This window comes from Pontibacillus sp. HMF3514, assembly GCF_009858175.1.
In the GTDB taxonomy this organism is placed as follows: Bacteria; Bacillota; Bacilli; order Bacillales; family BH030062; genus Pontibacillus.
This window is the reverse complement of record NZ_CP047393.1, coordinates 388,090-413,396: the sequence shown is the minus strand read 5'-3', so window position 1 is coordinate 413,396 and position 25,307 is coordinate 388,090. Positions and strand designations below refer to the sequence as shown.

General features: G+C 38.1%; 21 protein-coding genes. 7 read left to right on the top strand and 14 right to left on the bottom strand.

Annotated elements, in window-relative coordinates; translation table 11 throughout:
- Nucleotides 1-54: 54 nt before the first annotated feature.
- The 5 genes from GS400_RS02230 to GS400_RS02210 all read right to left on the bottom strand — a co-directional run bounded on the left by GS400_RS02230 (nucleotide 55) and on the right by GS400_RS02210 (nucleotide 5,454).
- Complete coding sequence (locus GS400_RS02230) at nucleotides 55-813, bottom strand: glycosyltransferase family 2 protein (protein WP_160098628.1); 759 nt, start codon at nucleotides 811-813, stop codon at nucleotides 55-57.
- On the bottom strand, nucleotides 776-2,272 hold the full coding sequence (locus tag GS400_RS02225; RefSeq protein ID WP_160098626.1) for an alkaline phosphatase family protein: 1,497 nt from the start codon (nucleotides 2,270-2,272) through the stop codon (nucleotides 776-778). Before GS400_RS02225 ends, GS400_RS02230 begins: the two co-directional genes overlap by 38 nt.
- A gap of 1 nt (nucleotide 2,273) precedes the next feature.
- A complete protein-coding gene (locus tag GS400_RS02220) occupies nucleotides 2,274-3,200 on the bottom strand; it encodes a lysylphosphatidylglycerol synthase transmembrane domain-containing protein (protein WP_160098624.1) in 927 nt (308 codons plus the stop codon).
- Nucleotides 3,188-4,141 carry an NAD-dependent epimerase/dehydratase family protein gene (locus GS400_RS02215; protein ID WP_370519733.1) on the bottom strand — a complete coding sequence of 318 codons (954 nt, stop codon included), beginning with the start codon at nucleotides 4,139-4,141 and terminating at the stop codon, nucleotides 3,188-3,190. Before GS400_RS02215 ends, GS400_RS02220 begins: the two co-directional genes overlap by 13 nt.
- A 122-nt stretch (nucleotides 4,142-4,263) precedes the next feature.
- On the bottom strand, nucleotides 4,264-5,454 hold the full coding sequence (locus GS400_RS02210) for a hypothetical protein (protein WP_160098620.1): 1,191 nt from the start codon (nucleotides 5,452-5,454) through the stop codon (nucleotides 4,264-4,266).
- Nucleotides 5,455-5,699: 245 nt separating this feature from the next.
- Between GS400_RS02210 and GS400_RS02205 the strand changes: the two genes are divergently transcribed.
- Nucleotides 5,700-6,419 (top strand): general stress protein, encoded by a 720-nt coding sequence (locus GS400_RS02205; RefSeq protein WP_160098618.1) that lies wholly within the window; start codon nucleotides 5,700-5,702, stop codon nucleotides 6,417-6,419.
- Nucleotides 6,420-6,523: 104 nt separating this feature from the next.
- Here the strand turns inward: GS400_RS02205 and GS400_RS02200 are convergent, their stop codons facing one another.
- Both GS400_RS02200 and GS400_RS02195 read right to left on the bottom strand, forming a co-directional pair.
- On the bottom strand, nucleotides 6,524-8,659 hold the full coding sequence (locus GS400_RS02200; protein WP_160098616.1) for a type IA DNA topoisomerase: 2,136 nt from the start codon (nucleotides 8,657-8,659) through the stop codon (nucleotides 6,524-6,526).
- A 40-nt stretch (nucleotides 8,660-8,699) separates the two neighbouring features.
- Nucleotides 8,700-9,890: an alanyl-tRNA editing protein gene (locus tag GS400_RS02195; protein WP_160098614.1), complete on the bottom strand. Its 1,191-nt coding sequence runs from the start codon at nucleotides 9,888-9,890 to the stop codon at nucleotides 8,700-8,702.
- 346 nt (nucleotides 9,891-10,236) lie between these two features.
- On the opposite strand from GS400_RS02195, the gene pflB reads away from it, so the two are divergent.
- Nucleotides 10,237-12,492, top strand: a complete 2,256-nt coding sequence (pflB, locus tag GS400_RS02190; protein WP_160098612.1) for a formate C-acetyltransferase — start codon at nucleotides 10,237-10,239, stop codon at nucleotides 12,490-12,492.
- Between the two features lie 29 nt (nucleotides 12,493-12,521).
- Entirely contained in the window at nucleotides 12,522-13,250 is a 729-nt protein-coding gene (pflA, locus tag GS400_RS02185) for a pyruvate formate-lyase-activating protein (protein ID WP_160098610.1), read from the top strand.
- 220 nt (nucleotides 13,251-13,470) lie between these two features.
- Here pflA and GS400_RS02180 read toward each other — a convergent pair whose 3' ends face one another.
- From GS400_RS02180 to GS400_RS02160, 5 genes are all read right to left on the bottom strand, one after another.
- Complete coding sequence (locus tag GS400_RS02180) at nucleotides 13,471-14,916, bottom strand: PTS mannitol transporter subunit IIBC (RefSeq protein ID WP_160098608.1); 1,446 nt, start codon at nucleotides 14,914-14,916, stop codon at nucleotides 13,471-13,473.
- A gap of 80 nt (nucleotides 14,917-14,996) precedes the next feature.
- Nucleotides 14,997-15,434: a PTS sugar transporter subunit IIA gene (locus GS400_RS02175; protein ID WP_160098606.1), complete on the bottom strand. Its 438-nt coding sequence runs from the start codon at nucleotides 15,432-15,434 to the stop codon at nucleotides 14,997-14,999.
- 7 nt (nucleotides 15,435-15,441) lie between these two features.
- Complete coding sequence (locus GS400_RS02170; RefSeq protein ID WP_160098604.1) at nucleotides 15,442-16,632, bottom strand: mannitol-1-phosphate 5-dehydrogenase; 1,191 nt, start codon at nucleotides 16,630-16,632, stop codon at nucleotides 15,442-15,444.
- Between the two features lie 49 nt (nucleotides 16,633-16,681).
- Nucleotides 16,682-17,242 carry a 6-phospho-3-hexuloisomerase gene (gene hxlB, locus GS400_RS02165; RefSeq protein WP_160098602.1) on the bottom strand — a complete coding sequence of 187 codons (561 nt, stop codon included), beginning with the start codon at nucleotides 17,240-17,242 and terminating at the stop codon, nucleotides 16,682-16,684.
- 1 nt (nucleotide 17,243) lies between these two features.
- The gene (locus tag GS400_RS02160; protein WP_160098600.1) at nucleotides 17,244-17,945 is read right to left on the bottom strand and encodes a ribulose-phosphate 3-epimerase; all 702 of its coding nucleotides are present in this window, start codon (nucleotides 17,943-17,945) and stop codon (nucleotides 17,244-17,246) included.
- Nucleotides 17,946-18,145: 200 nt separating this feature from the next.
- Between GS400_RS02160 and GS400_RS02155 the strand changes: the two genes are divergently transcribed.
- Nucleotides 18,146-18,895: a DeoR/GlpR family DNA-binding transcription regulator gene (locus GS400_RS02155; protein ID WP_160098598.1), complete on the top strand. Its 750-nt coding sequence runs from the start codon at nucleotides 18,146-18,148 to the stop codon at nucleotides 18,893-18,895.
- Nucleotides 18,896-19,009: 114 nt separating this feature from the next.
- On the opposite strand, the gene rlmD is transcribed toward GS400_RS02155, so the two are convergent.
- The gene (rlmD, locus tag GS400_RS02150) at nucleotides 19,010-20,497 is read right to left on the bottom strand and encodes a 23S rRNA (uracil(1939)-C(5))-methyltransferase RlmD (RefSeq protein WP_160098596.1); all 1,488 of its coding nucleotides are present in this window, start codon (nucleotides 20,495-20,497) and stop codon (nucleotides 19,010-19,012) included.
- Between the two features lie 163 nt (nucleotides 20,498-20,660).
- Complete coding sequence (locus GS400_RS02145) at nucleotides 20,661-22,064, bottom strand: sigma-54 interaction domain-containing protein (protein ID WP_160098594.1); 1,404 nt, start codon at nucleotides 22,062-22,064, stop codon at nucleotides 20,661-20,663.
- 207 nt (nucleotides 22,065-22,271) lie between these two features.
- Here GS400_RS02145 and GS400_RS02140 point away from each other — a divergent pair, with 207 nt between their 5' ends.
- The 3 genes from GS400_RS02140 (at nucleotide 22,272) to GS400_RS02130 (ending at nucleotide 25,291) form a co-directional block, all read left to right on the top strand.
- Complete coding sequence (locus GS400_RS02140) at nucleotides 22,272-23,474, top strand: ornithine--oxo-acid transaminase (protein WP_160098592.1); 1,203 nt, start codon at nucleotides 22,272-22,274, stop codon at nucleotides 23,472-23,474.
- Between the two features lie 73 nt (nucleotides 23,475-23,547).
- Nucleotides 23,548-23,802 carry a biotin/lipoyl-containing protein gene (locus tag GS400_RS02135; RefSeq protein WP_160098590.1) on the top strand — a complete coding sequence of 85 codons (255 nt, stop codon included), beginning with the start codon at nucleotides 23,548-23,550 and terminating at the stop codon, nucleotides 23,800-23,802.
- Nucleotides 23,803-23,890: 88 nt separating this feature from the next.
- Nucleotides 23,891-25,291, top strand: coding sequence for a YjiH family protein (locus GS400_RS02130; protein ID WP_160098588.1), 1,401 nt, complete (start codon nucleotides 23,891-23,893; stop codon nucleotides 25,289-25,291).
- The last annotated feature ends 16 nt before the right edge of the window (nucleotides 25,292-25,307 follow it).

Genomic DNA, 25,307 nt, shown 5'->3' with positions numbered 1-25,307 from the left:
CCATCAATTTAAATGATAAAGATTCTCAATATCAATGTCAATATAAATTTACTGTTAACCTGTTTTTCCCTCATTAGTTTCGCATTCTTCTATAGAAGAATGCTCGATATTAACTTTTTCATGAGATCGAGACATTTCCTTCAGAATCGCTGGAATTACAGAAGTCATATATGAACGAAACTTAATAAATGATTGTCCATTTGAACGTACTCTATACGTAATCGGAACTTCTTTTACACGAAAACCTTTTCTTACTAAATTCAGCGTGATGACTTGAGCATAATTGTAATCATGGATAATCTCAGCATGCTCAATCGCTTGTCTAGAAAATGCGCGCATTCCTGACTGTCCATCATATATCCATTTTTTAAGAAGAATAGATTGAAGAAGTGTAAAGAAATAATTCCCTAGACGTCGATGAATCCTCATTCCTTCAATGGTGCCAAGAAACCTTGATCCCATGGTGTAGTCATATGATCCATCGAGGATAGGCTGGATTAACTCAGGAATTTCCCATGCAGGGTATTCATTATCCGCATCAATCATCACGGCAATGTCAGCGCCAAGCTGGTAAGATTGCTTGAGCCCTTCCCTTACAGTGGCTCCTAGTCCTTTATTGTGTGTGTGTGAATGTATATGATCCGCTCCGGCTTTTTTTGCAACCTCTACTGTATTATCTGTTGACCCATCATTAATAACGAGAACCTCAACCGTCACCTGGGGATGAATATGACGAGGTATTTTATTGATCACTTCTACAATAGATTCTTCTTCATTATGAGCTGGCAGAAATACGATCACTTTCTTCTTCATATTTACGTTCCTTTCCTCCGTGTTTTATGGCATCGGCAAGTACAGATCCTCTACTATGGCTTGGATAAGGTGCACCTAATAAATATGCGACAGTTGGGGCAACAGAAATCAGGCTATGTTTATCATCTATTACTTTCCCCTCTTCAATTTGAGGTCCATACAAAAAGAAAGGAACGTACCTTTCTCCTTCATCCAGATGACCATGACCACCAATTCCATCTGCCTGACCATGATCAGCACAAATAAGTAAAGTGGTGTTCTTCATATAGCCCTTCTGTTCCATCCAGGAGACAAACTCTTCAATTAATTGATCAGCCTCTTCTATTTTTTGAATATATTCATTATAAAGCACTCCACGACTATGGCCTGTTTGGTCTGTACTGATTAACTGGATATTGAAAAAGTCCAAATCTTCCTTTTCCATAATTTGTTTAGCATTTTCTAAGATCCCCTTATCTACGGATTCGTTATCCATTACAGCTGTGTAGGCATCAACATCGTCTCCCATTGCATCAATTAAATGGGCTACTCCTAAAAGACGCCCTCTCTTCCCTATCTTCCGTAAAGAATCAAAGATTGATTCAACTTTGATACCTAGATTCCATACCATATTTGACTTAATACCGTGCTCTTTAGGATAGGTTCCAGTCATCATGGAAGAAAAACAAACTACTGTTCTTGCAGGATATACGGTTTCCATTTGAGCATATTCTGTACCATGTTTCCGTAATTTATCTAAAAAAGGAGTATTCGCCTCTTGGAAGCGTTCTTTCCTCATTCCATCAATCACAATCATTACAACCTTATCACTCGTCTCAGCGGTCTCCTCTAATGGTTCCGTATAGGTTTCCTTCATATTTGGCTTCCAATCAAAAAGATTATGGTGGAGAATCCAGCTAAAAGCCCCAACCCCTAATAGGAATAACGCATAAGGCCAGTAATTGATCGTAATTCCATTATAAAATTGACTATAAAAAAGTTCCCAAAGAGATAGGATCAATAGAAATTTAGGTAGTTGCTCCTGAGCATTGCCACTTGTTGAATCACTATTTTTCAAAACAAGTTTCCAAAATCTTGTGAAGTTAAGCCATGACGTTCCAATTCTCAGATGGTAATAAAAGGTTCCCCAAAAAAAGATCGTGAAGAAAAAATAAAGCCCCATTGCAAAAGCTAGCAGTGATAGGTTTACATCTCCCCAAACAATTAAGTAGGCGACAAAAGGTAACCATAAATAATTCCGTAACATGAGAGGAAAATCAAAATGGTAATAAAGAGCCAGTATAGGTAGGATCAATAAGAAGCTTAGTCCAATTGCTCGCCAAAAAGAAGGCTCTCCTAACTCTCCCACATAAAAGAGCAGCATTGTCCCTACTATAAATATTGGTGTGAATGGTTTTCCTTCATTTAATAAATTCCAACACCGTGCAGCTATCACCTCAAATGTAGATGCCTGCTTCATTTCAACCTTCCTTTCTATTCAACCAGGATTTGATGGTTTTTAATGGAATAGGTACGCTTACGATAAGATAGATACCTACCACAAATGAAAATATGAATTTAAACCCATGTGTAACGACTGCTATTGTATAGGCTTCTTTCATTGGAATTTGAAAAGCTCTTAATGCAAAGCTCATAAAACTCTCATATGTGCCGATCCCGCCAGGTGAAAAATGAAATACTTGACCTGCAATCGTAAAACTGTTCACCCAAATGGCTTCAAGATAGGATAATGACATGCTGAACTGAGAAGTTACAGCCAAAATAATGAGCGCCTCAAAACACCAGCTTATAAGAATAAGAAAAAGGATTACTATTCCCTTAACAGAAAAAAGTATCGAATGCACTTTACGAACCTGATTAATAAAGACCTTTCGCCAATTATCCTTTAGTAAAACAGAACCTAGCAGTAATCCCCCTACAATTAAAAGTCCCATTAAAAAGAAATACGATAAAGACAACCCTAAATAGAGGATTCCTATCAAGGCTATGAAACCTAGTATGATTATATCTAGAAGCCTCATGACGAAAACCGATTCCAGAGCAGTTTTCCAGCTCACCTTTTTCGACCGAGCTAAGTAACCACTACGAATAATATCCCCTGCTTTAACGGGTAGGAGATGATTCATGAACAGACTATACAGAACACCATCCACAAATACTCTTAAACCTACATGTTTATTGACGTACAATTGCCACGCCTTTGCACGGAAAATAAACGCTAACAAATATAAGAAGACCATAGATAACAACAACCAAAAGTTGCTAAAAAGTTTCTTTACTTCTAATAAGATATAAGATAAATCAAAGACAAGGTAGGTTAACCAAATAAAGCATAAGCCAACAACTAACCTTCCAGTCCATAATACGTACCGCTTCACTGGTGCCATGAATCCACCCAATGAATCATTTTATTAATTCCTTCTTCTATTTTAATTTTGGGCTTATAAGATAGCATGGTATTCGCTTTTGATATATCAGACCAAGTCATTACAACATCACCTGTTCTCCAAGGCTTTTGAATCACATTCATGTTTGGATAATGTCTTCGAAAGTTTTCCAGTAATCTCTCCATTGATATAGGTTCACCATACCCAATGTTAAAGGTTTCATTTTCGTGCTGATGCTCGAGCACAGCATTTACCCCATCTACAATATCATCAATATAAGTATAGTCACGATATGTGCCGCTTCCAAAAATCTCTATAGGTAATCCTTTAGATAATTTATCAGCAAAAGTAGGTATAGCCATATCTGGTCGTGCCCACGGGCCATAAACAGTAAAGAAACGTAAAATGGAAAGTTGGAAACCATATAGGTGTTGGAATGAATGACAGAAAGATTCAGCTCCATATTTAGAGGCTGCATAAGGAGAAACTACTTTCCCATCAGCCATATCCTCCGATAATGGCCCCCCTGTTTTATTACCATACACAGAGGATGATGAAGAAAAGACGACGTGAGAAACTCCTGTTTCCCCTGCACACTTCAGTACATTAATCGTCATTTCAATATCATAGTGCACATAGGCTAACGGTTCTTTAACAGAATAGGCTACTCCGGGTAATGCAGCTAAATGAATGACTGTATCATATTGTTTTGCTTGAAACACCTTTAAGCATTCGTCTCTATTTAAAAGATCTACATTATAAAATTGAAAATCACCTACTTGTTTAACTGTCTCAAGCTGGAGCTTTTTTCTTTCAGGATCATAATAGGGGTCAAAGTTATCTACTATGGTTATGTGATGGTTCGCTTTTAAAAGACTGGAGCAAACATGGGATCCAATGAAACCTGCCCCTCCTGTGACTAATATGTTCAACCTTGACACCTCATTCTTTGTCTTTTCTTATACTTTAATCCTTTATGAAACTTCCATAAAATACAAAGTAAAAAACCTTGTTCAAAGGAAACAAGGTTTCTTACATCTATCATAACCTATTTAAGGTCATATTACTTTGCTTTTTCAATGATGGATTGAAGTGTTGTTTCGATTTCTTCAAGAATCGGCATCGCTTTATCTTTTTCATCAGCTTTTACTGCATCCAGGTATGATTGGGCTTGCTCTTTCAAGGTTTTTGCAGCTTCTTCACCTTGAATACGTTTAATATCACTTGAAATCATATCGATAAATAATGCGCCCTCTATTGCTGTAATCGCAGATTTATTTTCTCCCCAGTACTCTTCACTCTCTTCATATTCATGAAGGGCAACTTTAGAAAAACCACGAACAAAAGCATTGTTAACTGCCTCTGGATCTAGTTCTTTTACATTTGTTTCTAGATCGAAATTCTTCTTAATGATCGCGGCATCTTCTTTGGCATATTCAGTAAGGTAACCGGTTAAGGATTGATAGAACGCCCAACCTTCAGCTTGTTCAACTTTTGCATGACTTGGATCTTCTTTTGCTTCTTTTGCAGCTTTAGATGCATATCCATGTGGCATGGCTCCAGCAGCAAGATAGAACGTCTTCATTAATGTTTTATCAACGATCTGCTTACCTAATTGGAATGAAAGCTTATCATCGTTTTTAACAGCCTTTTCAATTTCGTTGAATCCAGCTTGAATTTGATCTACCATACTAGTTCCATATGCAGCATCGCGCTTTTTAACTGTTCCTTCTAGCACTTCATAGAATTCTTTTGCTTCTGCAATTTCTTCTTTAGCTAACTCTTGGTCGCCCCAGTTCTCACTAATTTCTTGGAATTCATGCTTGATTGTTAAATAAAATACTTTTTGTGAAAGCTTATCAAAAATCTGCTTCACAACCTGAGCATCCATTTCTCCACTTTTACCAGCATCTAATGCTGTAGAGATCTGTTGGTCTATTTTTCCGTCACGTTTTGCTACCAATGACTTCAAATTATTATTATAAAGGTCAATAACTTTTTGGAAATCTACTTCTTTGCCTTCACCGGCTTTTGCCAGCTCCGATTTCCCTTCTTTATAAGCTTCTACAAAACTGGCATCTTCTTCTTCGTCTTTTTCTGCTTCTTCTTTCTCACCTTTTGTAGAATCCTCTGCTTTTTCACTCTCGTCTTTCTTTGTTTCTTCCCCTGAAGCGTTCTCTTCATCCTGTCCACATGCAGATAGAACGAACCCTACAGCTAGTAGTAAGTAAAACAATTTGTTCTTTAAAAACATTGTATATCCTCCTATGTTTATGTATTTTAATTGATAATGAATTTCATTCACAAAAGTTATTATATAGAGAATGATTCTCAGTGTCAATCATATTTTTTTGGTAATCATCTTTTATCGTTTTTTCTGATTATGATTTTTAGGTAATAACAAAATCTAAAAGTATTTAGATTAACAGAATGAAAGGGTTACCAGCCTTAATATCGGGTATGGAATAATGATGGAAATTTATCAAAGGAGGATAAATGATGGATCAAAGAATAATAGGTGGCGTTTTTTCTAAAGTTGGACATGCAGAGAAGGCAATAACAGATTTACAACACCACGGATACGGATCCGACGACATCTCTGTTTTTGCGAAAGACAAAAGCAAAGTTAATGTGTTAGAGGATGAAATGGATACATCCGTTAAATCCAATAAAGCCGGACGAGGGAAAAGTGCTGGGAAAGGTGCTGGATTGGGAGCAATCTCCGGTGGTGCATTAGGCGGAATCGGTGGTCTGATAACAGGTTTAGGGCTCCTCGCTATCCCAGGTATTGGACAAATTGCTGCAGCTGGCCCCATCGCCGCTTCCCTTACTGGTGCTGGAGTAGGTGCTGGTGGTGGTGGAGTTGTAGGCGCTCTTGTTGGAGCAGGTATGCCTAAAAAAGACGCCCAACAGTATGAGAATCATCTTAAAGATGGAAAAATCATTGTCATTGTAGAAGCAACAGAGAAAATGCAAGACAAAGTATATCGTACGTTCCTTTCCAATCATACAGAAAACAAATCAATGTATCCTCATCATTATCAAAATCACGATCACACAACTCATCATGATTCTGTAGAACATCATAAATATGATGAAAGCACAAATTCAGTAGAAGAGGAAACCTATTCAACACATTCTCACACAGACCATCCTCATCATGAAGAGGAAACACGTTCAAGAACTACAGAGAGACATCACTCTTCAAAATCACATTAAAACCATATATGATTACCTACTTTAAAAATAAAGAAGCTTCTCATCCTAACCTAAGTGAGAAGCTTCTTATTTTATGATTACAGGAGTAGAGGAAACCTCTTTATTCAAGCTTTCTGTTTAAAATCAAATTTAATCTTATAATCTTGATCTAGCATTAAGGCCGTGCTGAATGTTTTCTTCCCTTTAAATCCTTTTAAAACCTTCGTTCGCTTTTTCTCGCACAACGTTTTAATCATATTATTCGTTAACGTTTTTCCAGCTAATTTCTTTGGAAAGGTCACTTTACACCCTTCTTTGTAAGCGGAGCACCCATAAAATTTGTATCGATCTGTAATTGATCCCGTCGAGCATGCCGGACACTTAGCGATCGGTTCATTCCAATTCTTTTTCTCACCTGTGCTTCGGACGTTAACTTGTTCAATGGACTCAGGAGTTTCTTGCATTAACTTTTCAATAAATTGGCTAGTCTGTTTGATAAATACTTGTTTTGACCCTTCGCCGCTTCCGATCTTTTTTAAATACGATTCCCATTTCGCAGTCATAGAAGGGCTTGATAACAGCGTGCCTTCAATCGCTTCACAAAGCATAATCCCTTTATCTGTGATCGACACGTTATTCCGTTTCACTTCAATATATTTCTGCGCCTTAATCGTTTCAATGATACTGGATCGTGTGGCTTCTGTTCCCAGGCCTTCGACTTCTTTTAAGATCTCCACATCTTCCTCATCATCCATGAGCTTTCCACAGGTTTTCATCATATTGATTAATTGACCTTCTGTGTATGGCTTTGGAGGCTGGGTCATACTTTCCTTAATATGAAGACGAGCGCCTACCTGCTCACCATTTTGGACATTCGGAAGATCTGCCTCTTCCTTCTGTTTGTTTTTAGACGGATTTGGAAATAGCTCTTTCCAGCCCTGTTTCACATCTCTTTTACCTGTAGATTTGAATGGTAAGTCCTGAACATGGGTAAAAATCGTAGTCTCTTCATACACGTAGTCCGAGTGGAACATTGCTAGAGTCGTAGCCAGAATTTCATTATAAATATTACTTTCCTCACGGCTTAATCCACTCAGCTTCTTTTGCGTGGGGACTGATTTTGTCGGAATGATCGCATAGTGTTCCTGAACTTTCGAGCTGTTAACATATCGTTTATCTGGTTTTAGGGACGTAGGTGTGAAGGAGACGTTCAATGCTTCCTGATATTTGTTCAGGTTGTTAACTACATAAGCAAACTCATTTTCAGTTATAAAGTTACAGTCTGTTCTCGGATACGTAACAAGACGCTTTTCATAAAGTTTTTGCAATGTCTTAAGGACTTGTGACGGAGTGTACTTCCAACGTCTATTCGCAACACTTTGAAGCGTGGACAAGGAATGGAGCTTCGGTGACTTTTGATGTTTTGTTTTTTTGTCTACCTTTTGGACAATCCCTTTGTAGTCTTCCTTTTCTTTAAGCCCATGCTTGTCCATAAGTTCCTGCACCTTTGCCTTATCCTTTTCCTTGATCTCAGCTAAACCTTTGTATGAACCTGATTCCGATCGAAAAAGGCCTTCGATCTGGTAAAAAGGCTCAGGTTTAAAGTTTTCGATTTCCTTATGTCTTTGATAGATTAAATAAACCGTAGGAGACTGTACTCGCCCGATCGACAAATAACTCTCGAAACCTTTTTTCTTCAAAAGCAAGGTGAACAAACGACTGGCATTGATCCCAACCATCCAATCACTGATTTGGCGAGCTTTCGCTTCATCAAATAAACGCAAGTCCTTATCATTATCTTGTAAACTCTTAAACCCTTTACGTACTTCATCCTTTTCGAGAGAATTAATCCATAAACGTTTAATAGGTTTTCCTTTTACGCCTGTTAATCGGAGAATACTATAAAAAATATTGGAACCTTCACGATCGACATCGGCTGCATTAACGATCACATCCGCCTGCTGGAACAATTTCTTAACCGCTTGAAACTGCTCCCATTTCCCTTTAGAGACTTTCTCAAGAAATCGCTCAGGAACAATCGGCAGTTGATCAAGCTTCCAACGCTTCCACTCCGGTTTATAATCATGGGGTTCTTTTAATTCAACAAGATGCCCGACTCCCCACGTAATCGTCGCACCGTTCGGGAATGTATCATCTGGCTTTAATTGAATGTATGTTTTCGATTTTTCCTGAACTGTAAAAGCCTCTGCATAAGCTTTTGCCTGAGAGGGTTTTTCCGCTAGGATGACCACTTTCGTCATGGTCTCTCCACTCCCTTCAATAGCCACTAGGACCCTTCATCTATACTGATAACTGTTCTTTCACTCGATTAGCGAAGTCTGTTCCGTCTATTAACCTTTTGCCTCCACCTTGAACAAAATTCGGCTTTCCGCCTCCTTTTCCTTCAATCAGAGGCATGGTTTGTTTGGCGACATCATTCATGTTTTGATTGATTTCTACTCCATGAGCCAGTACGAACTGTAGCTGGTCTTCTTGTTCACTCACCAAGATGAGGTAAGCATCCGGCACTTCTTCGATCATTTCTTTCCCTAGAGATTGGAGCGTTTTGATCGAGCGGTCCTTGAAGACACGTTGAATCACTTTATTCCCCTGTGACTCCATGACAATATCTCGTGCTTCATACTTAAGCATTTGTTCTTCAAGTTCAGTGATTTTCTTATCTTTCTCCTTACTTGCTTTGATTAACTGATCGACTTCTTCTACCATTTGATCTTCCGGCCTTGGAATAAGCTGCTTCATTTCAGTTAATACTCGGTGCTTCTGCCCGAACATAGATAAAAGTCGATAACCACAGACGAACTCCAAACGTACCTGCTTCTTATTTTTTGTCCATCCTAGAAACTTCGTTGCCATTACTTCACCAGTTGATCTAGGGTGTGTTCCACCGCATCCGTTGTAATCAATCTCTGGAATAATGACCAGGCGAACATCACCTTCAACGGCAAGAGACTTACGCAGTGGGTAATCCTTCGCCTCTTCCCCTGTCATCCACTTTATTTCAACTGGATAATTTTTATGGATGACACCATTAACTTGAGCCTCAGCTTTTTGCAAAAGGTCTTCGGATAGGTTTTCCGTATCCAAATCAATTGTCACCGTGTCTTTTCCTAAATGAAAGCTCGTTGTTGGTATGTCGAACTGATCATCAAAAATGGCTGAAATGATGTGCTGTCCACAATGTTGCTGCATATGGTCGATACGTCTTTCTTTATCAAGGATTCCGTGAACCTCTTGCGTATCAGATGATATTATTCCATCCGTATAATGACGTACCTCGCCACCCACTTCTTCTACATCAATCACTTCAATTCCATTCAATGTTCCCTTATCGAATGGTTGTCCACCACCGGTAGGGTAAAACGCTGTCTCCTCTAACACCACATAAGGACCATGCTTGTCTTGATCTATTGTTATAACCTTAGATTCGAATTCCATCTTATATGGATCTTCATAGTAAAGCCTTCTTGTCATTGTCAGTTCCTCCTACGTTTTCCTAATGGTATCTTACCATGCTTCTTATGGGGAAAAGTCAAGTGGTACTAAAAAAACAATCCCGGATGACCTCTGTGTTATTACTTTTAAAGAATGGGGGAGACAGGCACTGCATTTAGTGCTCATGTTTACAATGAACAAACGATGACTTTTCTTTGAATACTTTTTAACGTTTTTCTTAAAACGAACTAATTGTGATCACCCTTACACTACCATCCACAATTTTCCTATATAATAAAGGTAGAAACTTGAGAACATTACTCAATCTTCGAAAACATTGTGAATCATTGAGCAATATTTCGTATTATTTAAGGAGGTTATTTAAATGCGTACTGTAGAGCAAGTAAAGCGGGATTCAGCTTGGCAAGGGTTTACAAAAGGAAGATGGCAGCAAGAAATCGACGTTCGTGACTTCATCCTAAGAAATTTTACTCCCTATGAAGAAGATGAATCGTTTTTACAAGGACCGACTTCTAATACTCTTGCATTATGGAATCAAGTCATGGATCTAACTGAAAAAGAGCGGAAGAATGGGGGCGTATTGGATTTAGATACAAAAATTATTTCTACCATCACATCACATGGACCTGGGTATCTTAACAAGGATACAGAAAAGATTGTTGGCTTTCAAACAGATTCTCCATTTAAGCGATCCTTGCAACCATTTGGCGGCATTCGTATGGCAGTAGCCGCTGCTGAGTCTTATGGGTTTGAACTTGATAAAGAAGTAGAGAACATATTTACTGAATATCGTAAAACACATAACCAGGGAGTTTTTGATGCTTATACCTCTGAAATGAAGCTAGCACGTAAGGCGGGAATCGTTACAGGGCTTCCTGATGCATATGGCCGTGGTCGAATTATCGGAGACTATCGAAGAGTCGCCCTTTATGGTGTTAATCATCTCATCGCTGAAAAGAAAAAAGAGCTTGAACTGATTGGAAATGGAACGATGACAGAAGATATCATCCGTGATCGAGAGGAAACCTCCGAGCAAATTCGTGCACTTCATGAACTGAAGCAACTGGGTGAATCCTATGGTTTTGACATCTCCAACCCTGCCAAAACAGCTCAAGAAGCCTTTCAATGGCTATATTTTGGCTACTTAGCAGCGATTAAAGAACAAAATGGTGCTGCTATGAGTCTTGGTCGTGTCTCTACCTTTTTAGATATTTATATCGAACGTGACTTAAAAGATGGAGTTCTAACAGAGCAAGCAGCCCAAGAACTAGTGGACCATTTTGTGATGAAACTAAGACTTGTGAAATTTGCACGGACACCAGAATATAATGAACTATTCAGTGGAGATCCTACTTGGGTTACAGAATCTTTAGCTGGAATTGCACATGACGGCCGCCCACTTGTCACGAAGAACTCTTATCGCTTTTTACACACATTAGATAACTTAGGACCTGCACCTGAACCCAATTTAACTGTTCTATGGTCAGTGAAACTACCAGAACCATACAAAAAATATTGCGCTTTTATGTCCATTAAATCAAGTTCCATTCAATATGAAAATGACGATCTCATGCGTGAAAGTTATGGAGATGATTACGGTATTGCTTGTTGTGTATCTGCTATGGCTATCGGGAAGCAAATGCAGTTCTTCGGTGCACGTGTCAATCTTGCCAAAGCATTATTATACGCCATTAATGGTGGGGTCGATGAACAGTTAAACATACAAGTTGGCCCAGCTTTTAAACCGATTACATCTAATTCCTTAAACTTTGAAGAAGTGATGGAAAAATATGACCTTATGCTTGATTGGTTAGCTGGTCTCTATGTCAACTCCCTCAATATTATTCATTACATGCACGACAAATACAGTTATGAACGTATTGAGATGGCATTACATGATCGTGAAGTCATTCGCACAATGGCATGTGGCATCGCTGGCTTGTCGGTGGTAGCCGACTCACTTAGTGCTATTAAGTATGCAAGTGTAAAAGTGATCCGAGATGAACACGGAAAAGCGATTGATTTCGAAACAGAAGGTGATTTCCCTAAATACGGAAACAACGATGACCGGGTAGACAGTATTGCTGTTGATCTTGTCAAACGTTTTATGAACAAAATACGCAAACAATATACCTATCGAAATTCAAAGCCAACACAATCCATCTTAACGATTACATCAAACGTGGTTTACGGAAATAAAACCGGAAACACACCTGATGGACGGAAAGCAGGTGAACCATTTGCACCAGGGGCCAACCCACTTCATGGTCGTGACAAGAACGGCTCACTCGCTTCTTTAAGCTCTGTAGCTAAGCTTCCATATGAAGAAGCTCTGGATGGAATTTCGAACACCTTTTCCATTGTGCCAAAAGCACTTGGCAAAGATGAAAAAACGCGCCGTGCTAACCTTGCAGGAATGCTTGATGGGTATGTAATGAAAGGCGGGCATCATTTAAATGTAAACGTCTTTGACCGTGATACCCTATTAGACGCTATGGAGCAGCCAGAAGAATATCCACAGTTAACCATTCGTGTATCTGGTTATGCTGTAAACTTTATAAAGCTAACCAGAGCACAACAAATTGATGTAATAAACCGAACGTTCCACGAAAGTATGTAAGATTATTTAATAGTAAGGAGTGCAAAACCATGAAAGGACGTATACACTCTATTGAAACTTGCGGAACCGTTGATGGACCAGGACTTCGCTACGTAATTTTTTTACAAGGGTGTCTCCTAAGATGCCAATTCTGTCATAACCCAGATACATGGAATCTTAACCATGGTGAGGAAAAGACGGTACAAGAGCTTGTTGATGACATCCAGGATTATATCCCTTTTTTCCAGGCTTCAAATGGCGGAGTAACAGTAAGTGGCGGAGAACCATTAATTCAAATTGAATTTTTAGTTGAGTTATTCCGTGAGCTGAAAAAGCTTGGAATCCATACGACGATTGATACTTCTGGTGGGTGTTTTAATCGTTCTCCTTACTTTTTACAACACTTAGATGAACTTCTAGGATTAACGGACTTAGTCTTATTGGATATCAAACACATGGATACAATTAAGCACAAGGAATTAACAGGTTTACCGAATGGGCACATATTAGACCTTGCTCACTATTTATCGGATAAACACATTCCCGTGTGGATCCGTCACGTCCTTGTTCCAACCATAAATGACTACGATGAATATTTATATGAACTATCCAATTTCATCCAATTACTTTCAAATGTTGAAAAGATTGAAGTACTTCCCTATCACCAGCTCGGCGTATTTAAGTGGACTAATTTAGGGCTAGAATACAAGCTCGAACACATTTCACCCCCAACAGAAGAGAGAGTTCAAAACGCCATTGACATACTAAACACTGAATAATATGGGGAAGGTTCGAGACTAGTAAAAAGTCCAAAAACTTATTATTTGCTTATCAATTAGAGAAAGAATTAAAAACCCCCTACATGGTATAATGGGTATGACCAAATACCATGTAGGGGGGTTTTTGTGCTTCGACAAGAGCCAAGCTTCTATAGAAGGAAAGAATGCTTTTTGGTATCCCATCCAAAATTTATAACAACAATCCCCTAAATCCACCAAATCATTTACTTATATTCTCTAATCTGTCTAATAACTCATCAAGATTAGGGTCACCAATAAAGTTTTCTATAGTTATAATCTCCTTATCACTATGAGCTATTTTCGCTCGATCTAATAAATCTTTATGAACAACAACTATATTGGAGTCTTGAGGAACATCTTCTATTCTATAATGTTTTACCTCTATACCCTCTATACCTTTCTTTTGCAGCTTTTTCCTAAAAGCTGTGGCACCTAATGCACTACTTCCTGCACCTGCATCACATGCAAAAGAAATCTTTTCAATATCTTGTTCTTGATTTTGATTACTATCTTGAGAGACTTGTTTTCCCTCTTGCTTCATTGCTTTAGATTTTTCAATAGATTCGGAAAGATTTTCGTCATCATCTGTACTTTTATCCATTTTCAATATAACGGATGTGATGAGGAATGTTACTACTGCGGCAGCCAAGACCCCTGCAATAATTCCAATAAAACTACCCTTAGGCGTTAACCCTAAATAGGCGAAGATAGAGCCAGGACTTGGTCCTGCAACAAGGCCAGCGTCAAATAGTTCGAAAACCGCTATCCCTGTCATACCTCCTCCTATCATACCTATAATTGTAAGGGGTTTCATTAATACGTATGGAAAATACAGCTCGTGAATACCTCCTAAGAAATGAATGATCATTGCACCTGGAGCCGTTCGTTTAGAAGTATTACTACCAAACAAAGTAAACGCTAGCAATAGTCCTAATCCTGGACCTGGATTAGAAGCTACTGTAAAGTAAATGGACTTCCCTGTTTCTGCAGCTGCTTGCATTCCCAAAGGATAATAAATCCCTTGATCGATTACGTTATTCAAGAACAATACCTTAGCAGGCTCATTAATGAGAGAAAGCAAAGGCAATAGTCCAGTAGCTACTAATGCTTCAATTGCTGATGTTACAAAATTATTTGCTGATTCTATAACTGGACCAACAAAATAGAAAGAAACTATCATTAATAAGAATCCTAAGATACCAAGTGAGAAGTTATTAACAATCATTTCGAATCCAGCAGGTATTCGATTTTCAAGAAGACTGTCAAACTTCTTTATAATCAATCCTCCTAAGGGTCCAATCACCATTGCCCCTAGGAACATTGGTATATCTGATCCCACTATCAATCCTATTGCCCCAATAGCTCCCATTACAGCTCCTCTTTGGCCTCCTACCATTCGACCACCTGTAATAGCTAAGAGCAACGGTAACAAGTAATTTATTGCTGGGCCAACGATTTTTGCGAGGTCCTCATTAGGTATCCAACCTGAAGGAATAAACAATGCTGTTAAGAGTCCCCAAGCTATAAATGCCCCAATATTAGGCATAACCATATTGGTCAAAAATCCACCAAAAGCTTGGACCTTTGCACGGGTGGATGGAGTATTCCCCCCAGCAATGCTAGCTGAAGTCGCTGAATTAGACATATTATTCACGCCTTTCTTATCACTTAATGAATTTACAAAAAATACAAAATTTTATTAGCTGTGCATATTCATCCTAAAACCTATTCAACCTCGTCTAATAAGTCTAAAATCTCTTTCTCACTCTTAGATTCTTTTAGTTTATTCTTAACCTCTTCTTCCATTAACACTGAAGACAAATCAGATATTATATCTAAATGTCCAGAGCTATCCTCTGCAGCTAAAACAAATAAGATTTTTACCTCTTTGTCTTCTGGGAAGAATACAGGGTCTTGCAATTGCAAGAAAGATATCCCAGTTTTTTCTACGCTGTTTTCATTTTTTGCATGAGGTAATGCAATCTCTGGAACAACTACGATATACGGACCATTTGTATTTACACTTTGAATCATATCATCAATATACTTAGAAGTTATAGATCCATTTTCCAGCAAAGGAGAAGCTGCTTCTCGAATCGCATCTTCCCATGAATTAACGGATTGTAAAAAACGGACATTTCCTTTTAAATGTTCACTTAACATATTACCCTCACCTTTCGTTCAAGCTTACTAATGTGCTTATTGAGCTTCCCTTATTTAATCGATCATAATTATTTTTTATCTTAGTCTTAATTGTAGTGTTCTCTATTTGTGTAAAGTGAGATATAGCTTCATCTACCCCATGATCCTGGATAAAGGATTGGAGAGTGACAGACTCTTCATCATCAGGATTGTCGAATAACAAAGATGCGGCTACAGCTAATGTTAAATTATCGATTGATAAACCTAAATCATAATTGCTTCTAAGTGGTTTAACCAACCTCTCATTATAACCGAGTTTCCTGATTGGAGCTCTACCTACTCGAAAAATATCATCACTTATATTGTCATTTTTAAAACGTTCTAACGTTTGCTCAATAAATTCGGTCATTTCAGAAATCTGAACATTGTATGTTTGAATAAAATAACCACTAACCTCATTGAGAGTTTCCCTTAGGAATCTCTCAATTATTGGATCCTTTAATGCACTCTGAATGGTTTTATATCCCTCTAAAAATGCAATATAAGCTGTTGTAGCATGACCCATGTTAACCATAAATAATTTTCGTTCTATATATGGTTTTAAACTTTCGACAAAAGTAATATCTTTCAGAGAAAGTATCTCTGGATTAACCATTTCAGATTTATTAACAACCCACTCATAGTAAGGTTCTACAAGCGCAACTCCCCTATCATTTTCATCCGTTTCACCAGAAAGAGAAAGTCGATCAATAGCCGAATTAGGAAACCCAACAAAGGTCTGGATAGACGCCATCTCACTATCAGTAACATTCTTTGCAATCTCTTCCCTTAGTATGGAAGTAGCATTAATCGCATTTTCATTTGCGATGACATCAATTTTACCTTTATTCAAACGTGCTCTCTCTAATAGACCTTTAGAAATGATAGGAGCTATTTTCGGTAAATTATTAACTCCTACAGAAGTGGTAATGATATCAGATTCGATGATTTCATTTACCACTTCTGCTTGGGAACTAATATGCAACGCCCGTACAGGAGAAATGGATTCTACTGTATTATCTTCATCTAGTAGTTTTACTAAATAGTTGTTGTAATCATTAATACTATCTACCAATTGTTGGTTTGCATCTATAAAACATACTTCAAAACCCGTTTTATTAAGCAAATAACCTATTAACCCTCGTCCAATATTTCCTCCTCCAAAATGTAGCGCTTTCATATAATCCCCTCCTTTTTACTAACCGTTCGTTCTGTACACGGTCCCTTTATTATTCTAAATTCGCATGATACTCCCAAAGAGACTCTATTTCAATGTTTCTCTCTTTAACCATCATTAATGCAATTGCGTCTCCCAATAATAATAGACTTTGTTCAAACAAGCTTTTCATTGGTTGCTCAGAGTGTACTTCTTCAGGGTTATTTAGTTTTGAATTAGTAGGAATTCTAACGAAAGAATCTGTATATTCAGACATAGAACTATTCGGATTTGTACCTATATGAGCAACAGACGCATTAAATTGCTTTGCCTTCTTTGCAATAATTAATGGGAATGCTGTTTCACCGCTCCCCGAGCCAACTATAAGTAAATCTTTATCCGTTATGGCTGGTTCAGTTGTTTGACCAACAACATAGGTTTTAACCCCAAGATGGGCTAACCGTTTTGCTATTGATTTTAATGATAATAGAACTCTGCCCACTCCTACGAAAAATACTTTTTCCGCCTTATTGATCTCATCTATTAAATTCTCTACATCATTGTGGTTAATATTAGATAAAGTAGCTGACAATTCATTTGTAATTATATTGGTTACGTTTTCATAACTAGCCATTTTATTTTACCTCCTCATTTAATCCCTTAACTATAAGTTCATCTATTGTTTTTTTGTTTTCTTCTAATCCTTGATTAGGTTCAAATAAACTCGTACTACCAGCTACTAAAATATCTGCACCAGCACTCACTAGTTCAGGGATGGTATGTAAAGAAACACGTCCATCCACCTCTATATTCGTGTTTAAATTATTTGAATTTATTAAATTAGATAGATCTTTCACTTTTTGTGTAGCATATGGTACTTGCTTTTCACCTTTATCAGTTGCAAAGCCAGGATTAATTAACATTAATAAAACTGTATCGCATTGAGGTAATACATAATCTAAGGCGGATAAAGGAGTTGCCGGATTAAGCGCAATTCCAACCTTGGTATCATATTTTCTAATTAAATTAATATAGCGATCAACATGTGTAGTCGTTTCAAGATGAAATGTTATTTGTTGAACTCCAATTCGGAGCATCTCTTGGATAAAAAACTCATTATCATTAGACATAATATGAACATCAAAGTTCATATCCGTTATTTTTCTCAACTGTTCTATTGTAGAAATACCTAGTGGCATACTTGGACTAAACGATCCATCTATAACATCAATGTGTAAAGTATCAAGTCCCGCTCTCTCAATTTTTCTAATGCTTTCTTCTAAATTACATAAATCAGCACACATAATTGATGGCGCAATGGTTACATGGTTTTGCATGTTTCTGCCTCCTTGCTTGCTTGTTTTTGCGTGTAACACCATATTAATGCGTTTTTTTGATGATGTAAAGCATGTTTTTGCATTTTTTTGATTATCAAAAGCATTAACTTGCATTTATCTGCCCATTTATACGCGTTTAAATTTGATATAACTGTAATATATGATACAATTTAAGAAATTAACAGAGGAGTAATACGTCTATGCTTAAACAAGAAAGGCAACAAAAAATTGTTGATATATTAAATGAAGAGCACAAAGTTATTGCAAGTGATCTAAGTAAAAGATTATCTGTTTCAGAAGATACGATTCGTAGAGACTTAAAAGAGTTAGATAATCAAGGGTTTATTAAGAGAGTACATAGTGGAGCATTACGAAAAGGACCACCAGTCGAGGATTTTTCTACTAGACAAGAAATGTATAATGAAACAAAAACGAATTTGGCCTCGAAAGCCTTAGATCTTATTAAAGACGATATGGTGATATTGATAGATGGTGGAACTACTAACTTACAGTTGGTACAACAGCTACCTTTGTCTTTAAAAGGGACTATAATAACAAACAGCCCCCCCATCGCTATGGCGCTTTCAAATCACACTGAAGTTGAAGTTATTATGATCGGTGGCACTTTATTTAAGCAGTCAATGGTTAATTTGGGGATAGATACTACAGAAACATTAAATAACATGAGAGCGGATTTATATATTATGGGAATATATAAAATAGACCCTCAAATAGGTATTAGTGTACCAAGCTTGGAAGAGGCCGCAGTAAAACGAAAAATGGCATCTGTCTCTACAGAAATTATCGGTATGGTTACAGCTGATAAATTGGATACGATTTCTAACCATATCGTTTGTCCAGCCGATAACTTAACCCACCTAATCACAGAACAAGTCAATACAAACATTAAGACCTTATACGAAAACCAAAAAATTAATGTTATTGATTGAAACAGCATAAGGCTAGCTACTAGGGAAATGAAAACTGTAAAAATAAAAGTCAATATTGATTTAATCCCCTAATAATTAAAAAGAAACAGGAACCCTTTAACGGGCTCCTGCTTCTTATTTCCTTACTAATTTCACAACGCTTTCTACATGGTTCGTCTGCGGAAACATATCCACTGGCTGAATCTCTACAACCTTATATCCGTTCTTATCTAAGTACTTCAAATCACGCGCCTGCGTCTCAGGGTTACAGGACACATACACGACCCGCTTCGGCTTCAGTTTTACCACACTGGACAAGAATGCTTCGTCACTTCCGCTTCGTGGCGGATCTAAAATGACTACGTCAGCTTTTTCACCTTGTTCTGCCATCTGCACCATGAACTGTCCGGCATCGCCCTGATAAAATCGGGCATTTTTTACACCGTTACGCTTTGAGTTGCGAATTGCGTCTTTTACCGCATCGTTATTCAGCTCCACACCAATAACTTTACCAGCTTTTTGGCTGGCAACAATACCGATCGTACCTGTTCCGCAGTACGCATCAATCACGGTTTCCTCTCCAGTTAGATCCGCCATTTCAATCGCTTTAGAATAGAGCTTTTCCGTCTGAACAGGATTGATCTGGTAGAAGGATTTCGCAGAGATCTCGAACTCCATTCCGCAAAGGGTGTCTGTTATGGTCCCCTTGCCGAATAGAACCTTTTCTTCATTACCTAATACCATGCTGTCGCTCCGGGTATTTACGTTATGCAAGAGGGTCGTAATTTCTGGGTGAGCCTTTCTAAGGGCTTTAACAAAATTATTCTTCCCTTTGAACACAGGTGACGCAGCAACCAATACCACCATGATCTCTCCACTGAACTTGCCCACCTTGACTAATACATGTCGAAGGAAGCCACGCCCTGTGTCTTCATTGTAAGGCTGCATTTTAAAGGACTTCATCATTCCCTGAATAGTCTTCGCGATCTCATCTGCTTTCGGATCATGAATCAAACACTTATCAATCGGTATGATTTCATGAGAGTTCTGGGCGTACAGTCCTCCAATAATTTGACGGTCTTTATTCATACCGTATGTTAGATTGTTCTTATTTCGATAATCATATGGATGATCCATTGTCAAAATAGAATCCGGTTTTCCGAACGGTTTCATGAGAGAAGCTACGGTGTCCTGTTTGAAACGAGCTTGCGCCTGATCGCTCATATGCTGAATCTGACATCCACCACACTCGTAGTAATACGGACATGGAGGCGTGACCCGATCTTTAGATGGCGTAATGACCTTCTTTAGATCCCCGTACACATACTGCCCCTTTTTAGACACCATGACCTCTGCCGTTTCACCAGGAAGTAGATCCGCCACCTCCAACCGCTTCCCTTCCCACTGGGCAATACCTATGCCCTCGCTGGTCAGACCGGAGCAAGTCACCTTTGCTGTTGCGATTTTCTGGCCACTTTGGGGCGCATTTACTTTCTTATGCTTCCTATTGTGTTTGGCATCTGGTTGATTCCCACGCTTATTGTGCTGTTTCTTATTCGGTTTTCCAGATCTATTTGGCTTGTTTCCGGATTTTTTATATCCGTTGTGTTTTCGTTTATTCATAAGAAACTTCCTATCTTTTGTTCAGCTTTGACATTTAATTATATACTACGAGGTATTGGTAGTAAAACGTACTCTTGTAACAAGACTGGTTCTAAGCTGTGGAATGCCAGTCGTATTCTCAATGTAAACTCTTATTCTCTGCTATATACAAAACATTTCAAACTCATAAATCAAACTTCTTTAATCTGTACTGTAAGCTTTGCCTGCTAATGCCAAGATTTTTTGCAGCTTTTGAAATGTTATTTCCGTTTTTCTCAAGTACTTGTTGAACATAGTATTTTTCTACTTCTGTCATCTTTTCACGAAGTGTTTTTGAGCTTTCAGATAGATCACCTGTATCTTTCTGATTAATTGGTTCTTCGTCTGTAAGGTATCTACCACGAAACCATCCGGGGAGATTCTGTGTGGATATAACTGTCTCCCCCATAATTAGATTCATCGCCCCTTCTATCATATGTTCCAGCTCCCGTACATTTCCAGGCCAATCATGCTTTTGAAGCAATAATTTAACTTCTCCACTTATCCCTTTTACATCCATACTAAACAAAGCATTATATTTATCTATAAATGACTGAGTCAGCATCATAACATCTTCTTTCCTGTCACGAAGAGGTGGTATAAATAAGGTGACAACACTTAGTCGATAATATAAGTCTTTTCTTAATCGATTGTTCGCAACTGCATCAATGGGGTCCTCATTAATGGTAGCTATTATACGTACATCAACCTTTTTATCTTTCATATCCCCTACTCTTCTAATGGATTTTTCTTGAATTACTCTTAGAAGTTTTGCCTGAAGGGAAGGCTCTAACGAGTTGATTTCGTCTAACAGCAATGTGCCTCCATCAGCCTGTTCAAACAGACCAGGTCTATCTATTGCCCCGGTAAAAGCTCCCTTTTTTGTACCAAACAATAAACTTTCCATTAAGCTATCTGGTATGGCCGCACAGTTTTGAGAGATAAAAGGAGCACTTGATCGGTTACTGCCATTATGAATACTTTGAGCAAATAATTCCTTTCCAGTTCCAGTCTCCCCTACTACAAGCACAGATGATGATGTTCGTGTCGCTCTTTTTGCTTCATCCACAACGCTCTGAATCAACTTGCTTTGTCCAATAATCTGGTCAAAGGTGAATTTTTTATTTTGTTTATTGAGGACATTTTCTTTAATGACTCTTTCCAGTTGAGTTATGTCTTTTGCGATTTCAATAGCCCCAGTTATTTTTCCATTTTCTTTAATGGGAAAGGAGTTATTAATCGTGGTAATTTCTTCTCCTTTATTATTAAAATAGGTTTGTTTGATGTCTCTGGTTGTTTCCCCCATCTTTAATGCTTTAATAAGTGTACTATTCTGACTTTCTCTGAACATAAAAACATCCAACACATTTTTATCGAGTACATCCTCACTCGCCATTGATTCAATCTCCATCATTTTTTTGTTGTAAACAATTGTCTTTTCTTTTTCGTTTATTACGTGAATACCAACATCTACTTCATTAACTAGTTTTTCATATAATTTATTCATTTTAGTCAATGATTGGATGTCTTTTGCGTTATTTTTCGCCATTATATCCCATCCTTATACTTCTAGATATGTTTATTGTCATGCAATAACAGCTAACCGCAAAATTATTTATAAATAATTGTAAATATTCGAAAAAAATTTTTGCACATTTAGTTTACCTTGAAATAAAAAAAGGCACAAACACAAGTTTTTTAAGTTGGCATGCATTTTGCATATAAACCTAGTGAAAACAATTTAAGGAGGAATAGAATGAACACCTTAAGAAAATCAAACGAAATTATAAAACAAACAAAACAATATGGAGCAAATAACTATCATCCCCTTCCCATCGTTATTTCAGAAGCTGAGGGTGTCTGGGTTAAAGATCCCGAAGGAAACACCTATATGGATTTGTTAAGTGCATATTCTGCTGTAAACCAAGGTCATAGACATCCTAAAATTATAGAAGCCTTAATAGCACAGGCGAACCGTGTTACCTTAACTTCACGAGCATTCCATAATGACCAGCTTGCGCCATTTTACAAAAAGTTATATGAGATGACTGGAAAAGACATGGTTCTTCCTATGAATACAGGTGCCGAGGCAGTAGAAACAGCAATAAAAACAGTACGCCGCTGGGGTTATGAAAAAAAAGGGATACCCGAAAACAAAGCTGAGATCATTGTATGTGAAGGCAACTTCCATGGTAGAACAATGGCAGCTGTCTCCCTATCGTCTGATGAGGACGGCAAACGCAATTACGGTCCAGTCCTACCAGGAATAAAGCTAGTACCTTATGGAGATATCAATGCATTAAAAGAGGCCATCACACCAAATACAGCCGGCTTTTTACTCGAACCAATTCAAGGGGAAGCAGGAATTGTCATACCACCAGAAGGGTTCTTGAAAAAAGCATATGAAGTCTGCAAAAGTGAGAATGTCTTATTTGTTGCCGATGAAATCCAATCAGGTCTAGCTCGCACAGGTAAAATGTTTGCCTGTGACTGGGAAGATGTAAAGCCTGACATATATATTCTTGGAAAAGCACTTGGTGGTGGTGTGATGCCAATTTCCTGTGTTGCTGCAAACCAAGATATTTTAGATGTATTTACACCAGGATCACACGGTTCTACTTTCGGTGGAAATCCGCTTGCATGTGCTGTAGCACTAGCCTCGATAGAAGTAATTGAAGAGGAGAAACTAGCCGATCGCTCCTTCCAACTTGGCCAACATTTTCAAGATAAGTTAAAAGAAATTAACAACCCTGCTATTAAGGAAGTACGGGGGAAAGGGTTATTCGTCGGCGTTGAATTACATGAACCAGCACGCCCATACTGTGAAAAATTAAAAGAAGAAGGATTACTTTGTAAAGAGACCCATGAAAATGTTATCCGATTTGCGCCGCCACTTGTAATCAAGGAAGAAGATCTTGAATGGGCTATTGAAAAGATTACTAGAGTTCTATCAAATTAGAGAAGATTAAATGGATGTCAGTTATAAGAATTTGTCTTGAATTGTGGTGAAAATTAAAAAGAGGAGAGTAATCATGAAAGAAGTATTTCAACATGTCTATAGTCCTTGTGATGGTTTTGTCAAAAAGGTTTTTGTTACTCCTTCGTCTTATGTGTATGAATGGGAAAAGTTGTTTGTAATCGAAACAAATGAAAATAAAGAAGTGGAAGTCTCTATTGGGGTTAGCGGTAATATTACTTCAGTGGAAATTTCTCAAGGACAAAATGTGGAACAAAATACGATCTTAACCACACTTAGAGATGATTTTGTGATTACAGGAAGCGATTGAATTATCGGTGTTTCTGGGGAGTCATTACCTAACTCCCCTCTTCACACTTCAACAAAAATAAGAAGATCTTAGTAAGGAGAGTAAATACATGAACAATGCCTCCCAAAGTAATGAACACTATCATTCAGCAAGCTATAATGACGAATCAATAGGAAGCCATAACAGCTTATATTTTCTGAAATTTCTGATCCCTTCCTTGGTTGGTATCCTCTTATTCATGATACCGTTAAGTAATCAAGGAGAAATCACCATTCCAGTCGCTTTACTATCGAACTGGGTTCAAAGTACATTCGCCGGTGTGTTACCGATTTTTATAACGGTGACCATTATGCTAACGGCTATAATGACGATGATTACGAAAGTGCTGAAACCTGTGTGGATCGTTGAAACCCCCTTTTTAAAAGGCCTTTTTGATGTGTCCACGGTGTGGTCTTGGGCAAGAATAGTTGGTGCAGGTTTTGCTGTTTTAACCTTTTATGAAAGCGGACCCAAATTCATCTGGTCAGATGCAACGGGAGGATTACTTTTTAGTGACCTTCTCCCTGCACTGGTCACGGTGTTCTTGTTTGCTGGTTTACTTCTACCGCTCCTGTTGGATTTTGGCCTTCTCGAAATGTGTGGGGCTTTATTAACGAAATTTGTAAAGCCAATATTCACATTACCTGGTCGATCCTCCATTGATTGTTTAGCTTCCTGGTTAGGGGACGGTACAATTGGCGTTCTTTTAACCACTAAACAGTATGAAGGTGGTTTTTATACAAAAAGAGAAGCGGCTGTTATAGGAACTACATTTTCTGTTGTGTCTATTACATTCACGATTGTTGTTTTAACATTAGTTGATCTTCAACACATGTTTTTTCAATACTATCTAACAATTGTCCTTGCAGGGCTTGCTGCTGCTCTTATTTGCCCTAGGATCCCACCATTATCCAAAAAATCAAATCAATATTATGAACACGCAGACAATCAATTTGATGAAAATATCCCGGAGGACACCTCCTCATTCAAGTGGGGACTCCAACAGGCGGTTGGAAAGGCAAAAAGCACAAAATGGAGTGAGGTTATAAAAGGTGGAGTTCAAAACGTTCTGGATATGTGGTTAGGAGTCATTCCCATTGTTATGGCGATTGGGACGGTAGCGTTAATAATTGCTGAATATACACCAGTATTTGAGTTTATTGGCGCCCCGTTTATCCCTCTTCTTCATTTGCTACAGATTCCTGAAGCTGCAGAAGCAGCTCCGACCATGGTCGTTGGATTTGCAGATATGTTTCTACCAGCGGTTCTTGGAAGTGGCATTGAGAGTCCAATCACAAGATTTGTTATTGCCTGTATATCAGTTACACAACTAATTTATATGTCCGAAGTAGGTGGTCTTCTACTCGGTTCGAAACTCCCTGTAAATTTCAAAGATCTCGTCATCATTTTTCTAGAGCGAACATTCATTACACTACCCATTATTGTTCTTATGGCACATTTATTCTTCTAACTTGAAAACTAATAGA

Excerpts from the sequence above, each read along its gene's own strand:
- GS400_RS02155 (WP_160098598.1), top strand. The coding sequence starts at position 18,146 with ATGCTTAAACAAGAAAGGCAACAAAAAATTGTTGATATATTAAATGAA.
- GS400_RS02195 (WP_160098614.1), bottom strand. The coding sequence starts at position 9,890 with ATGACAAGAAGGCTTTACTATGAAGATCCATATAAGATGGAATTCGAA.
- GS400_RS02200 (WP_160098616.1), bottom strand. The coding sequence starts at position 8,659 with ATGACGAAAGTGGTCATCCTAGCGGAAAAACCCTCTCAGGCAAAAGCT.
- GS400_RS02145 (WP_160098594.1), bottom strand. The coding sequence starts at position 22,064 with ATGGCGAAAAATAACGCAAAAGACATCCAATCATTGACTAAAATGAAT.
- GS400_RS02160 (WP_160098600.1), bottom strand. The coding sequence starts at position 17,945 with ATGCAAAACCATGTAACCATTGCGCCATCAATTATGTGTGCTGATTTA.
- GS400_RS02135 (WP_160098590.1), top strand. The coding sequence starts at position 23,548 with ATGAAAGAAGTATTTCAACATGTCTATAGTCCTTGTGATGGTTTTGTC.
- GS400_RS02170 (WP_160098604.1), bottom strand. The coding sequence starts at position 16,632 with ATGAAAGCGCTACATTTTGGAGGAGGAAATATTGGACGAGGGTTAATA.
- GS400_RS02210 (WP_160098620.1), bottom strand. The coding sequence starts at position 5,454 with ATGTTTTTAAAGAACAAATTGTTTTACTTACTACTAGCTGTAGGGTTC.
- GS400_RS02140 (WP_160098592.1), top strand. The coding sequence starts at position 22,272 with ATGAACACCTTAAGAAAATCAAACGAAATTATAAAACAAACAAAACAA.
- GS400_RS02180 (WP_160098608.1), bottom strand. The coding sequence starts at position 14,916 with ATGTCTAATTCAGCGACTTCAGCTAGCATTGCTGGGGGGAATACTCCA.
- pflA (WP_160098610.1), top strand. The coding sequence starts at position 12,522 with ATGAAAGGACGTATACACTCTATTGAAACTTGCGGAACCGTTGATGGA.
- GS400_RS02205 (WP_160098618.1), top strand. The coding sequence starts at position 5,700 with ATGGATCAAAGAATAATAGGTGGCGTTTTTTCTAAAGTTGGACATGCA.
- rlmD (WP_160098596.1), bottom strand. The coding sequence starts at position 20,497 with ATGAATAAACGAAAACACAACGGATATAAAAAATCCGGAAACAAGCCA.
- GS400_RS02130 (WP_160098588.1), top strand. The coding sequence starts at position 23,891 with ATGAACAATGCCTCCCAAAGTAATGAACACTATCATTCAGCAAGCTAT.
- GS400_RS02225 (WP_160098626.1), bottom strand. The coding sequence starts at position 2,272 with ATGAAGCAGGCATCTACATTTGAGGTGATAGCTGCACGGTGTTGGAAT.
- GS400_RS02230 (WP_160098628.1), bottom strand. The coding sequence starts at position 813 with ATGAAGAAGAAAGTGATCGTATTTCTGCCAGCTCATAATGAAGAAGAA.
- GS400_RS02220 (WP_160098624.1), bottom strand. The coding sequence starts at position 3,200 with ATGGCACCAGTGAAGCGGTACGTATTATGGACTGGAAGGTTAGTTGTT.
- hxlB (WP_160098602.1), bottom strand. The coding sequence starts at position 17,242 with ATGGCTAGTTATGAAAACGTAACCAATATAATTACAAATGAATTGTCA.
- pflB (WP_160098612.1), top strand. The coding sequence starts at position 10,237 with ATGCGTACTGTAGAGCAAGTAAAGCGGGATTCAGCTTGGCAAGGGTTT.
- GS400_RS02175 (WP_160098606.1), bottom strand. The coding sequence starts at position 15,434 with ATGTTAAGTGAACATTTAAAAGGAAATGTCCGTTTTTTACAATCCGTT.